Source organism: Candidatus Nitrosopumilus sp. bin_68KS (assembly GCF_054095825.1).
Genome location: NZ_JBSWSP010000018.1, coordinates 66,569 through 79,588 on the forward strand (window position 1 = coordinate 66,569; position 13,020 = coordinate 79,588).

Sequence of the window (13,020 nt, forward strand, 5' to 3'; positions counted from 1 at the left end):
GAATCCAAGAGATATGTCAAACCTCTTACGTTTTCGCCAGGAGCAATATCTCAAAATAATATATCAAAATATCTTTTAATTTACGGTATGCCTTGATTCAGTTCAAAATAGAATGAGAATAAATAGGAAAACATCTCAATTTAATTCATGGCTGATAAGATTTCTGCAAGCGAATTAAAATCAAAAAAAGAAGATTTTGTTATTATTGATGTAAGGGAACTTGATGAGATTGCTTCAGGAAAAATTGATGGGTCAGTTCACATGCCTCTAGGATTGGCAATAAGAAATGCAAAAAAGAAGCAGATTGAGGATATGAGGGGTAAGAAAATTTGTACATATTGCGGAACAGGTTATCGTGGAAATATTGCAGCAGATGAACTAAACAAAGAGGGATTTAGTGCTGTAACATTAGATGGCGGTTTTCCTTCTTGGAAATAATTTTAGACATTTTTAAAATAAAATATCTCTATAATCCCCCACCTGATACTTCACTGAGTTCAATGTCGTATCCGCTAGGATCTTTGATGTAAACAGACCTTGATTTTTCAAACTCTACAGGACCGTCATAGAGAACTTCCACATTCAATTCTTTGCATTTATCCATTATTTGTTCAAAGTTTGCAACATGAAAACCAAAGTGAGCTATTCCTCCAGCAGTAGACATTTGAGGATTTTCATATAGACATAGCTTGATGGAGTCATTACCGATAATCTTTGATGGGGCATCTAGTTTGTTTGGGGAATTGTCATCTTTTCTAATTTTAAATCCGAAAAGATTTTTGTAAAATTCTATAGTTTTCTCTAAATCCTTGACGTTCATATTTACATGATCCATTGATGTAGCTTTGAGAAAATTAGTCATACAATATCATAGTAATTCTTGTATTAGTTTGTTTTATTATTCGTAGACTGGCAATTGAATTGTAAACGTTGTAGGGCTGTTCTTTGCAGAAATTGTCCCTCCATGTAAATCCACGATGGATTTTGCAAGTGATGTACCAAGACCTGTACCGAATTTTTTTGTAGTTGTATGTGCTACGAAGAGTTGCTTTATCATTTCTTCGGGAATTCCATTCCCTGTATCTTCTATTTCTATTCTTACTTGTTTATTTGATTCAAATGCCCTGATAGTGATTGTTCCTTTTTTATCCATTGCTTGAATTGAATTTCGAATTAAACTTGAAAATAGTGTAACTAACTTCTTTTTTATTCCCTTAATTGCGTAATCATGTCTTGGAAGTTTTATGAATATCTCTGAAGGAATGCTTACAGGAATGGACTGCTTTAGTATTTCAAATAATGAAACATAAGACATTTCATCTATGTGGCTATTTTGTGATTTTAAAATGGGTTTTTTAGTTTCCTCAAAAAGATACTGTAAATTAATTATTGCCTCTTCTATTTTTTGAAAATTATCTAGAATTTCTTGATTTACTACTGTTTCAAGAGATTTCCTGGTCTTGAAATTTGTATTTTTTATGATGGCCACATTGTCTACAATTGATGAGAATTCCTCAGTATCTGATAGTTGAGCGAGAATTTGCTTTGCATCTCTTTTTGAAATCATATCAACAAATCTGCATTATGTAACTATGAAGAGTTGTTAGTCCATTTTAAAAAAACACAAATTAAATGTTCATAGTAAAATCTATCTGATCCTGCAAAATTTTATCTCTCAGAATCTTTTCCTTCCCATACTACTCTTTGTGGGAATGGGATTTCAATGCCTTCTGCATCTAATGCATTTTTAATCACTTTGAGTAAATTGGGCATTACTTCAAGCAGATCATCTCGTGGATACCAAACACGAATCAGAATGTTTACGCTGTTATCTCCTAATTCTGAAATAGAAAACTGTGGTTCAGGCTCCATGAGTGAATAAACTACATTCTTCTCAATTGCATTTTTAATTACTTTGATTGCTTTGTCGATATTCTCTCCATATCCAATACCAACTGTAACCTCACTTCTTCTAACTTCAGATAAATTAAAGGAGCGAAGATTTGATGTAAACATTTTTTCGTTGGGAATTCTAACAACGGTACCATCAAACTGTTGAATTTTAGATGAGAATGTACTAATGTCAATTAGCTTACCCAATACACTAGAATCAACTACTTCTACTGTGTCTCCTTGTTTTACAGGCTTTTCAATTAACAAGAATACTCCTGATATCATGTTTGATACCACTGATTGGGCTGCAAATCCAATCACAATTCCCATAAACCCTGCTCCTACTACTAGCCCGCCAAGATCAATTCCCTGGCTTGCAGTTGCAGCCATTAGGAAGATGATAATTATTCCATAATAGATTAACTTGTTCAAAGTTTTTACAGTGTGTATTGGCATGTTTGGTGCAAATTTTTTGTTGAAAATCATTCGAACTATTCTTGCAACAATAACTCCAACAAAAACTAGAATTCCAGTAATTAGCAGGCTCCAAACACTAACGCCTTCCATTAATTGCATGTCTAAAATTTCAAGAACCATCTAATCAAATCCCCTTTCCATCGTAAATGATTTGTTTTCCTTACTGCTAGAATATGCTACTAGTTTCAAATCATTGTTTTTTTTGCTATAGTCTTCTCTGCTAATCTCAATGACTTTGTTATTTACTGCTGGTTTTATCACTCCTTTGATATCATCAATATGAACTTCAGAAGAATTTTCTGCATAGTAAATCGTATGTTCATTTATTGGGAAGACTAATTTTTTTACAAATACTCCATGATCTAGTTCATTACTCAACGTCACTTTCATTTTTGCAAAAACATAAGGATCTGAATCCTTTTCTTCTAGTAATTTGACTTTGGAATACATGCAAAGATTTCCTTTTTCTGGTGTGCCGTACAATGCAAATCTTGAGTGCATTGGCTCACATGTAAAACAATCAAACAGTTCTTTTGAACCATCACTAGAGTTTATCAGAAATACCCCGATCTCTATTGGAAATTGCATTACAAAGTTTGCATCTGAATTTTTTTCTATAAACATAGATTCTGTTAAACGCAAAAAGATGAGATCGTGTGTTTTTTTAGCAGGGAGGTGAAGAGGCAATACTGGACAAAGTTCTATCTTTACATTTTTACTTGAATTTGGAAATGATTTCCTTACTTCTTGATTTTCAGAATTTTTTCGATAATATGATATTCTATCATTTGGTTTACGCTCAATTTTGATTTCTGTTTTAGGTAAACGTAATTCCAATTTTTCTGCTATATCGTAGTGGCCATAGCCTGAAAAAATATCCTTTTCTGTACTCATTTTTTATCTAAACCTGTTTCTTTTTCAACAGTAATAACGCTATTGCCTAATTATTGAATTAGCACTATCTTTGCAAAACATTATTGAAAAAAAGATTAAGATAATCTAGATTGACTCTAGATTACCTGTTGGTGTGTTTATCACCTTGAAGATTTTGACATTATAGTCGCCTTCAAAAAAAGGAGTGATTTCACCATCATCTATTGACAGCAATCGGAACTTGTACTCAAAGGAATGATCCCCTTTCAAGTTAACCTGTGCAACATGAATAGGAACGGACTCATCGGATTTGAAAATTTGAATAATCACAGGATGTCCTTGTGAAGGGTCATTCACTTTGCCTTTGATTGTTCCCCAAGGAAGTGTATTTGTTTCAGGAATGTTCATGCTGAGAGTAGTCTTTTCAAGACTTGTCTCATCATCAAGTCGTATCACTGAAGTTTGAGTCGATTCTGCAAAAGCAGAATTATCAAACATTGTAAGAGAAAGACTTAACACCATTCCAAAAATACATGATGCTGCCAAACTTCTCATCTTACTCTTCCTTGATATGCTTGGTGCTGAAACTATGCTCATGCTGATGCACCACACCTCATTAGACTGCCTCTTCTTGGTTTTTGGTGTACAAACAAATCAAACTCATCTAGCATTATTTCATTCTCGTATTGAGAATTGATGCTATCAGGATTTTCGATTTGTTCTGTGTACATCAGCAGCGAAGATGAAAATCCACCTCTGGGGAAAATTTTTTTGTTGGCCGGTTTCATTTTCTCATCTCCTCCATACAATTTTGGCTATGCAATGCAACAAAATGGGTCGGCATCTTATTGCATACAATCCTCACATTTGGGAAAAAATATTGTGTTTGCATTTTAGTATCTCTCCTCAAACAATGCCCAGGAAAGTCCCATCAAATCCTCACAGGAGAAGGTAGGTGTCTTGGCTTGATGCAAGGATTTTGGCACTGCTTTTACAGGGACGCTTGTAACCTGAGTTTTTGAAGGCGAGTGTTGCCAGTTGTGTACGGTTTGCTGCTTCATGCAATTGTTGAGGCTGAGTTATATATAACAAGAGATACCGGATTACGGTATGCCTTTTGAATCCGAATCCGCCCTAGGAAACTTGCAAAACTACAAAATGTATTTGCGCCCCAATGCACATCTACATTATGGAAAACCCGGTGAAAAAAAATCAAAACTAACTAAACATCAACAAAATGTTCAATCACTTTTAAAAATAATGTCAAAAAATGAATCCCTCACAACATGGGATTTGGCAAAAATATCAATTCCTAATGACATGGCAAAATTACGTGAACGAGAAAAAATTTACAGAAGACTACTTGTTGGAAGAAAAGATAAAGGAAAACATTCAGATGGAATTTTAAATTTGGGGTTGGTAGTAAAAGATGGACAGAGCCTCAAAACAGGAATAGCTGACAAGTACAGACTATCTTTGTATGGAATTTTGTACTGCATTGATGTACTTGATTTTTCAAATTCTGAAATTGACAAGGTTGCACAAAAATACTCCGACATATTGCCTAAAGTTTTTGGTAAATGGGATTATCTAAAATCAAAAATAGGTAACAGGATTTACGGAATTAAATTATTAGCAAATGGATTACTTGCAGACAATCCGCAAATTCAAGTTCAGCCGGGAATTCCATTTTATGAGTTAATGTCATACGTGCACATTAAATATCAAAGAAACTTTGAATCTATTTCTGAAGAGCAATTAGCAGAACAGATCTCATATTGGTTTTACACTAATCTATTATACAATCCAATTCGAAAAAATGAATCAAAGACAAATGGAATAAAAAGTTTGGATATAATTTTTGAAGAAGACATTCAATTGAAGAAATGGTTTTTACTATTTTTTAGAAGTGCAACAAAATATTATCAGCAAAGATATTCTATATTGAAAAAGTCTGATGTAAAATGAAATACTACTTTTTTGATTCGATTAAACTGTTTAGCTCATTAAGATCAAATGGCTTTGTTAGCAGTCCGAATAATCCTGATTTTTTTGCTTTTGCAAATTCTTCATTGTTTATGGCATATGCTGATGTGAATACTATTTTTGCATCAGAGTGGTCTTTTTTTATTTTAAAAAATGCATCATAGCCATTCATTACAGGCATTTTCAAGTCCATTAGAACAATATCTGGGCTTGATTCTTTGTATTTTTTAATGGCCTCCTCGCCATTTTTAGCTGTAATTACCTCATAATTTTCATATTTTAGCATGTATTCAGTTGCCTCTAGGAACTGAATGTCATCATCTACCAAAAGAATACGGGAATTTACCAATTTTTTCTCCGTATTTTATTATTAGTTAATATTATTTGAATTGTCATTTTGGCAGCCTAATTGAGAATTTTACAGGATTGGATTGTGCGGAAATCTCCCCTTTGTGTTGCTCGATAATATTTTTACAGCTAGAAAGACCAAGACCTGTTCCTTCTAGTTTAGTAGTGTATAGTGTATCAAAGACACGTTTTAGATCTTTTGATGGGATGTTGGGACCTGAGTTCTCAAATCCAACTGTAGCATGTGTCTCAGTTTCATTGATGTTGATATTGATTTCTCCTTTTGTATTTCCAATTGATTGAATTGCATTTAGTATGATATTTACAAATACGATTAGTATTTTTTCATGATCAAATTTTATAGTTACATCATTTTTTGGAGTATTTATTGTAATATTCTCCGGTACTGTCAATGTATCAATTGCTTCTTGAATTGTTTGGTTTATTGAATATGGTTTTAGAATTAGGGGGGTTGTTCTTACATAGTTTAGAACTTCTTCAATTTGATGGGAAATTCTTCTCACTGATAGATTGATTCTGTCAATCTCTCTTATTATGATTTCATTTTTATCGTTGTTTTCTTTTTGAATTATTACTCCTGCATTTTTTATTGTACCTAGAGGATTTCGTATATCATGTGCAATATTTGATGATAATTGCCCAATTACTGTTAGTTTTTCTTTCTTGAAGCTTTGAGAGCGTTTTACAAGTAATGCTAACAGTACAACAATTGTTGATAACAACAAAAAGATACTTTGAATCTGTGTAACAAAAATTATTTCATCGATCTCTTTGTTAATTGATTGGGTTGGGGTTACTACTGCAAAGATAAATTCAATTTTTTTATTTATTGTAACTGGAATTCCAGTACTTATCCTCTCTCCAATATCGTCATCTAGAGAAAAAATTGCTGTAGATAGATTGCCTTCCAAAATAAGTTGTATGTGTGTATTTAATACTGGATCATTGTCGTATTCTGGATCATATCCTAAGGAATTTTCTTCAGCACTTTCATTGTTTGGATAAATTAGTCTCACATGATTTTCATCAGTTACAGTCAAAAATTGAGATTCTACATCGTAAATATTTCCATGTCTTTTGAAAAATTCACTTGATGCAAATGTAACTAGGAGAGTTCCTGTTTGCTCTTTTGTCTCATCATTGATTATTGGATATGTTATTGCAATTTCTGGCTCATCAAAAAGCAGTGTGTTAATGGATAAAATCTTGGGATCAGTCTTGCTGCTATTCTTTTCTAAATCAATTAATTCTGATAACCCCTTTACTTTTGCCCCCACAAATGACTCATGATTTTTACTTGCTTGAGATAAAACTATGAACTCTTCATCAAGGGCTAAAATTTGTGCAGTAGGTGAGATAGAGTTTATACGCAAAAATGTCTCTGCAACCATTTTACTTGATTCTGCAGTTCCAGTATCTGTTTGTAATTCACTTGCTTTTGCTAAGTTTTCTAATTCAAATATGATTAACTCCATCTCTGAGCTAATGTTTTTTGCAATTGATTTTGCAATGACTTCTTGAATTTCAATTTGGTTTTCAGTTATTGCTGTCTTGATGTTTTGTTCTTCTATGCTGTACACTTGAATGGTGGCAATAACTAGTGATATGATTATTGTAAAAATGATTCCATACCATGACCATTTTTTTTTATTCATTATTTGCATCTCCTAATTGTTTTTACCAAAACTGATTCGTGTATAAATTAAAAACTAAAACTAATTAGGTTTATGCTGGAGTGTAATCTTTTGCTTTGCTGGCAACTGATCTTGCTTGTGCATCTGCTTTTTGCAAGATTTGCTCTTTTGTCTCGTCTGTCATAAATCCTGACTCTACTGATAATGAGCGAGCATATTGTGATGCTTTGCTGAGTATCTGTGATATGTTGTCTGCAGTAATGTATGCTGCCTCTATTGATAGTGAAACTGCTTCTTGGTGGGCTTGTCCGAACTGTGCTCTTATCTTCTCAACATCAATTACCATATCATTTGCAGCATACGTGCTACCTTCTTCAAGTGCTGTGAATAGTGAAATTCCTGCCTCTACTGGTTTAATATCTAATTTACCTAAAATTGATGCTAATTTTTCATTGATTGCTCCTCCTTTTAGAACTGGTGTGCTATCTTTTGCAATCCAAATTGTTCCTTGATCAATCTTTGTTGGAATTCCAGCTTCCTTGAATTCTGTAAGCATTGGACCTGGTGCAATTCCTGTGTTCTTTGCAGGTACCACAATATCGATACTTGCAATGTCCCCGCCTCTTGCTGCCATCATTACTTTGTTTTTAGCTAAAAGTACATTGAGTTTGAATGGTGACATGTTAGTAAACAAGAACATGCATTGTCCTTCAAGTTGGTCTGCAATCTCTTTGATTCCTGGGATGTCTAGTGAATTAAGTGCCTTTTGTGCAACCTTGTCTTTGATTGCAACAAATTCGACATCATCTTTTAGAATTTTTCTTAATGGTAAAATCTGTGTTGAACGTACTTTGTTTAATTTAATTACTGATACTACTTTGTATTTTTTTGGTAACTCTTGTAGTTGTTGATACATCTGAGTTTTTCTTTTAGGATAAGCAGTTCTATTTTCATGCAAATTTCTTTCTAACCTCTTGGACTTGTTTTATTGGCTTTCCCATAGTAGTTTTAATCATAACTCTTCTCATGTTCTTCTCACCGTTTGGTAATTTCTTTTCAATTGCATTAAGAACAGTATGTGCATTAATTGCTAAATCTGCATCCTCCATGGTCTCATCTCCAATTTTACATGAAACAGATAGTGATGCTCTAGTTCTAACTTTAATTGATGATCTAAATCTTGACAAAAATGAATCAATTGGTGCATCAAATGGAACTGGTGTTGGCATCTTTCCTCTGGGACCTAATAGTTGACCTAAAGTTTTACCAACTGTTGGCATTACTTTGGTATCTGCCAAAAAGAAATCATATTTGTTGATGAATTTTCTTGATTCTCTTTTGTTTGTTCCAAATTTATCTAATTCTTCAGTTCCGATTACAGAATCTGCCTTTGCCTCTTTTGCTTTCAGACTCATTTCACCTGTTGCCATTACACAAACAGTAGCTGGTGAACTAGTCTTTGGAAGTTGAACTACTTCATTTAGTGCAAATCCTTTCTTTACATCAATATCTTTGAAATTAACAATTAGCTCAATTGCCTGAGTAAACTTTTTCTTTTTAGTGGCCGCCTTTGCCTTTTTAATCAAATCAACTAGCTGAGACTCTGTAATCATTACGAACATTTTCAAAAAAGCCTACTTAAAATCGTTTAGGGGTTGATGTTTTAAGATACCGGTATTTTTAGAAAAATTACAGATTTTTAATTAAATCTTGTAAATCTGGGCTAATTAATTGTAAAAACCTACATATATTAAATCAGAAAATGTTTTTTCGAATACGTTGCATCGTTTTGACGAATTAGATATGAAATTACTATTTGAATTAACCAAGGATGGATCAATTTCAGTTCCTACATTGTCTAAAAAACTGGGAATTAATGCATCAGTGCTCTATAGCCGAATAAAGAGACTGATGAAGAAAAAACTAATCAAAAAATTCACAGTCGAAATTGATGATTCTCTTTTAGGAATTGGTGTAAAGGCATCAGTTGGAATTAATCGAGATCCAAAACACAAAGATGATATTCACAAAACATTCATGAACATTCCTGAAGTTGTATCTATCTCAGAAGTTACTGGTAGATTCGATATTATCATCCAAGTTTATGCAAAAGATCTTGAGGCTCTTCATACTATAGTTATTGAAAAGATAGGTAAGGTTCCAGGTGTTCAAAACTCTGAAACTTTTGTAGAGTTACAAAAAACTGACAAAGATCCTGTATATCTTACACAGACAATTTAGAATTTCATTTCTATTTTCTAGATACCAACCAAAAAAATCCGTCTTATTTTCAACCAAAAAAGGCATACCGCAAAACAATAATCAATTCAATATAACACTCGAATCAAAAGACTGCATGTCAACTATATTGATTCACAGGAACTCTGAACTAAATCCAATTCAGAATACTATGACACTCAAAAGCAGTAAAGTACCTGCAATTGAGAATATTGAGCAGTTTCACTGGGAAGATGTTGCAGGCTTGTCCTGGATTCTACTAGATGAGGAGGATTACTAATTGGAAGCAAAGCAAATGTGTCTCTATGATGAAATCTGCAAAAACATGTGTGAAATATCAGGAGTTAATTTTGCAGTGATGATCAATAATCGTGGTCGAAAAATTTCTGAATACAAGTCTCAAGTGTTTCCATTGGAAACAGATGAAAAAAAATTAGAGATGTTATTTATGGAGACTACACTTGACATGTCAATGAGAAAAGAATTTGACAATTCATTTGGAAAGATATCTGCAATTGTCTCTTTTAGGGAAAATACTACAATGATTACAATTCCATATCAAGAGGATTTAATGTTGTTATCAGTAGACACTGGATTAGATTATAACAAAATAATTCAAACTGCATACCGATATCTTGCATCAAGTTCCCCTCAAGAAAAACCATCATTTGAAATTCCACAGGTGGCATAACCTTCATCTCATTGGATGTGTTGAATTGCCTGATGAATCCTGTAGAAAATGTGGGGGATTACTCCTAGAGTATTCCTTATGTGGTAAATGCAAAGCTCCAACGCGATTTATCTGTAGAATCTGTGGAAAGATTACTGATGAGCGCTTTCATGTATCTATCTGCTTTATGATAACAGAACATGATGAAAAAATAACTTTTTTCCCTTTATCAGAAAAATGTCCAAACCCAATTAGCAATTAGTTTGGATTTTATTTCTAAATTTCATATTTACTATCATTTAGTAAAACATGGTTTCTTGAATAATCTACATCAATTGCAATAATTACTGGCTTGTCTTTGATTTTTTTTGCCTCCTCCAACGTTGTTGAAAACTCTTCAGTTGATTTTACTACAAATCCCACTGCACCAAAACTCTCAGCTAATTTGATGAAATCTGGATTTGTAAATTTAGTAAATACACTTTTACCGAATTCATTTTTTTGCTTCATTGAAATCATCCCCAAGTCAAGATCACACCATACTACTGTGATGAATCCAAGTTTTAGTCGAACTGCAGTTTCTAGTTCTTGAACGTTCATCAAAAATCCTGCATCTCCACACATTGCTACTACATTTCTCTCAGGATGGACAATCTTTGCTGCCATTGCGCCTGGAAATGCAAATCCCATTGAACAAAACCCGTTTGGAATAATGCATGTGTTTGGCTGATATGTTTTGTAAATTTTTGAAATCCAAAGCTTGTGAGCTCCAACATCTGATAGTAAGATGTCATTTTCACCCAAAGCATTTCGAACATCAATAATTAATTTTTCAGGCTTTATTGGAAATGATTTATCGTCATTAAATGAATCTCTTCTTTCATCTACTTCTTTCATAATTTTTTTAAATAATTCTGGAATTTCTTTAATTGGAAATACATCTAATTCTGGATGTGCTTTTTTCTGCAGTTCTAATTCATCAAGAATTGCATCAATTGCATATTCAATATCTGAAACTATCTCAACTTCTGGTCTGTAATAGGTGTAGACTTCAGATGGTGTAAAATCAATATGGATAATTTTTTTATCCAAATTTTTATTCCAATTTTTAGGACTGTACTCTACCAGATCAACACCTACTGAAATTACAACATCAGCTGATTCTATTGCAAGTAAAGCATGATCTGCATCTTTGATACCAATTGTATGCAGGTGTAGTGGAGAGTCATCTGAGACTACTCCTTTTCCCATAAACGTATTCATTGCAATGATTCCTGTTTTCTCTACTAATTTCCTGATGTGTTGACTAGCATTTTCTCTAACACATCCATTTCCCAGAAAAATTACAGGATGTTTTGCTTCCAGAATAATTTTAGCAGCTTGTTTTATCAATTCTTCATTTGCCACTGATCTAAAGATAGGTTGGGGGATTATTGGAGGAATATCTGCTTCTTTTTTTGCAATGTCTTGAGGTAATTCAATGTGTACTGCACCTGGTTTTTCTTCTAGTGCAATTTTAAATGCCCTTCTTACAATTTCTGGAATGTTTTGTGGATTACGTATTGACCAATTCCACTTTGTAATTGGTTTGAACATTGTAATTACATCCATGTTTTGATGAGATTCCTTGTGTAAGAGATGTGAATCCGTCTGGCCAGTAATGGCAAGCAGTCGTGATCTATCCATGTTTGCATTTGCCACTCCGGTTACTAGGTTAGTTGCGCCAGGACCTAATGTAGCAAGGCATACTCCAACTTTACCTGTTAGTCTACCATAGACATCTGCCATAAAGGCTGCTCCCTGTTCATGGCGAGTTAAAATGAATTTAATCTTAGATTCAGATAATGACATTACAAAGTCTGCGTTTTCTTCTCCTGGTATTCCAAAAACATATTCAACGCCTTCGTTCTCCAGGCATTTTACAAACAAGTCAGAAGCTTTCAAGCCGATCTTTTTTGGAATTCTATGTTTTAAACGATTCTCTTTCAAAAAATCTAATCGACATTAAAAAATAATAAATGGATTTTAATGGTTTTCTAATTTACAAATCTATTTTTTTATTCAAATGAATCAGATCAATTTTTTTAAAACACTAAATGCATCTGAATGTCTTTCAGGTGTAATCCATAATCTTTTGAAAATTTTATAATCTGTTTCAAGAACTATTGCTTTACTCTTTTTTGGCCTTGATGCATCAAAATGAAACCAATCTCTGAAATTGGACGAACCTGAAATTCTTAATTTCCCTGAAAGTATTCCTAATTTCCTCTCAGATACTTTTTTGATGTGGTATAGCATTACATCTTTTTTACCCCAAGGTAAATTCCAAGATGTAAATCTTATTTTATCTTCAAAAATTTGTATGTATTTGTCTTTGTAGAGCGGTACCATGTTCAATAATGAATACTTTATAATTTAAAGTTCTTTGAAAAAAATTAATTTTAGAATAAAAAAAAAGTATTAGCAGCTATCAATTGTCTGCCAAATACCAATAACATTTCCTTCAGTGTCTGAAACTCTAGCATACATTCCAAATTCGCCTATCTTTAGTGCAGGCATTACAGTTTTGCCTCCAGCTGATTCTATCTTTTTGATATGCTCATTGATATCTGGCACATCAATTACTATCATAGGATGCTCGCCTGTTGGATCCTTTGGAAGTAAGCCTCCGTTGATTCCACCTGCTTCATTAGGTTTCATCTTCTCGTCACTTGGGGTTGTTATTGCCAAATGATAATCCATGTCTGCAAATTTTGCTATTTGCCAACCAAACACATCTTGATAGAATTTTTGTGCTCTACCTTGATCATCATATGGAATTTCAAAGTGTGAAACTTTGTTCATAAATATTAAAAACAGTGATTATTGATAATCTTTTTT

At 33.2% G+C, this 13,020-nt stretch carries 18 protein-coding genes; 5 read left to right on the top strand and 13 right to left on the bottom strand.

The window, feature by feature from the left end; all coding sequences use genetic code 11:
• Positions 1 to 147 precede the first annotated feature (147 nt).
• A complete protein-coding gene (locus ACW9W3_RS07820; RefSeq protein WP_457765591.1) occupies positions 148 to 438 on the top strand; it encodes a rhodanese-like domain-containing protein in 291 nt (96 codons plus the stop codon).
• A gap of 28 nt (positions 439 to 466) precedes the next feature.
• On the opposite strand, the gene ACW9W3_RS07825 is transcribed toward ACW9W3_RS07820, so the two are convergent.
• From ACW9W3_RS07825 to ACW9W3_RS07850, 6 genes are all read right to left on the bottom strand, one after another.
• Complete coding sequence (locus ACW9W3_RS07825) at positions 467 to 862, bottom strand: VOC family protein (RefSeq protein ID WP_457765592.1); 396 nt, start codon at positions 860 to 862, stop codon at positions 467 to 469.
• Between the two features lie 36 nt (positions 863 to 898).
• Entirely contained in the window at positions 899 to 1,567 is a 669-nt protein-coding gene (locus ACW9W3_RS07830; protein WP_457765593.1) for an ATP-binding protein, read from the bottom strand.
• 101 nt (positions 1,568 to 1,668) lie between these two features.
• On the bottom strand, positions 1,669 to 2,490 hold the full coding sequence (locus ACW9W3_RS07835; protein ID WP_457765594.1) for a mechanosensitive ion channel family protein: 822 nt from the start codon (positions 2,488 to 2,490) through the stop codon (positions 1,669 to 1,671).
• Entirely contained in the window at positions 2,491 to 3,264 is a 774-nt protein-coding gene (locus ACW9W3_RS07840) for a DUF432 domain-containing protein (protein ID WP_457765595.1), read from the bottom strand.
• A gap of 105 nt (positions 3,265 to 3,369) precedes the next feature.
• Entirely contained in the window at positions 3,370 to 3,840 is a 471-nt protein-coding gene (locus tag ACW9W3_RS07845; RefSeq protein ID WP_457765596.1) for a hypothetical protein, read from the bottom strand.
• The gene (locus ACW9W3_RS07850) at positions 3,837 to 4,031 is read right to left on the bottom strand and encodes a hypothetical protein (RefSeq protein WP_457765597.1); all 195 of its coding nucleotides are present in this window, start codon (positions 4,029 to 4,031) and stop codon (positions 3,837 to 3,839) included. The genes ACW9W3_RS07845 and ACW9W3_RS07850 overlap by 4 nt, the downstream gene beginning before the upstream one ends.
• A 322-nt stretch (positions 4,032 to 4,353) precedes the next feature.
• Here ACW9W3_RS07850 and ACW9W3_RS07855 point away from each other — a divergent pair, with 322 nt between their 5' ends.
• Complete coding sequence (locus ACW9W3_RS07855; RefSeq protein WP_457765598.1) at positions 4,354 to 5,211, top strand: hypothetical protein; 858 nt, start codon at positions 4,354 to 4,356, stop codon at positions 5,209 to 5,211.
• A gap of 4 nt (positions 5,212 to 5,215) precedes the next feature.
• On the opposite strand, the gene ACW9W3_RS07860 is transcribed toward ACW9W3_RS07855, so the two are convergent.
• The 4 genes from ACW9W3_RS07860 to ACW9W3_RS07875 form a co-directional block, all read right to left on the bottom strand.
• On the bottom strand, positions 5,216 to 5,578 hold the full coding sequence (locus ACW9W3_RS07860) for a response regulator (RefSeq protein ID WP_457765599.1): 363 nt from the start codon (positions 5,576 to 5,578) through the stop codon (positions 5,216 to 5,218).
• Between the two features lie 43 nt (positions 5,579 to 5,621).
• Positions 5,622 to 7,253 (bottom strand): sensor histidine kinase, encoded by a 1,632-nt coding sequence (locus ACW9W3_RS07865; RefSeq protein ID WP_457765600.1) that lies wholly within the window; start codon positions 7,251 to 7,253, stop codon positions 5,622 to 5,624.
• A gap of 70 nt (positions 7,254 to 7,323) precedes the next feature.
• On the bottom strand, positions 7,324 to 8,190 hold the full coding sequence (locus ACW9W3_RS07870; RefSeq protein WP_457765601.1) for a 50S ribosomal protein L10: 867 nt from the start codon (positions 8,188 to 8,190) through the stop codon (positions 7,324 to 7,326).
• Positions 8,183 to 8,845 (bottom strand): 50S ribosomal protein L1, encoded by a 663-nt coding sequence (locus ACW9W3_RS07875; protein WP_457765602.1) that lies wholly within the window; start codon positions 8,843 to 8,845, stop codon positions 8,183 to 8,185. The genes ACW9W3_RS07870 and ACW9W3_RS07875 overlap by 8 nt, the downstream gene beginning before the upstream one ends.
• A gap of 190 nt (positions 8,846 to 9,035) precedes the next feature.
• Between ACW9W3_RS07875 and ACW9W3_RS07880 the strand changes: the two genes are divergently transcribed.
• From ACW9W3_RS07880 to ACW9W3_RS07890, 3 genes are all read left to right on the top strand, one after another.
• A complete protein-coding gene (locus tag ACW9W3_RS07880; protein WP_457765603.1) occupies positions 9,036 to 9,473 on the top strand; it encodes an Lrp/AsnC family transcriptional regulator in 438 nt (145 codons plus the stop codon).
• Between the two features lie 115 nt (positions 9,474 to 9,588).
• Complete coding sequence (locus tag ACW9W3_RS07885) at positions 9,589 to 9,750, top strand: hypothetical protein (RefSeq protein WP_457765604.1); 162 nt, start codon at positions 9,589 to 9,591, stop codon at positions 9,748 to 9,750.
• A complete protein-coding gene (locus ACW9W3_RS07890) occupies positions 9,751 to 10,161 on the top strand; it encodes a DUF6659 family protein (RefSeq protein WP_457765605.1) in 411 nt (136 codons plus the stop codon).
• Between the two features lie 255 nt (positions 10,162 to 10,416).
• On the opposite strand, the gene ACW9W3_RS07895 is transcribed toward ACW9W3_RS07890, so the two are convergent.
• From ACW9W3_RS07895 to ACW9W3_RS07905, 3 genes are all read right to left on the bottom strand, one after another.
• Positions 10,417 to 12,129: an acetolactate synthase large subunit gene (locus ACW9W3_RS07895; RefSeq protein ID WP_457765606.1), complete on the bottom strand. Its 1,713-nt coding sequence runs from the start codon at positions 12,127 to 12,129 to the stop codon at positions 10,417 to 10,419.
• 81 nt (positions 12,130 to 12,210) lie between these two features.
• The gene (locus ACW9W3_RS07900; protein ID WP_457765607.1) at positions 12,211 to 12,531 is read right to left on the bottom strand and encodes a hypothetical protein; all 321 of its coding nucleotides are present in this window, start codon (positions 12,529 to 12,531) and stop codon (positions 12,211 to 12,213) included.
• A 69-nt stretch (positions 12,532 to 12,600) separates the two neighbouring features.
• Positions 12,601 to 12,984, bottom strand: coding sequence for a VOC family protein (locus tag ACW9W3_RS07905; protein ID WP_457765608.1), 384 nt, complete (start codon positions 12,982 to 12,984; stop codon positions 12,601 to 12,603).
• Positions 12,985 to 13,020 lie beyond the last annotated feature (36 nt).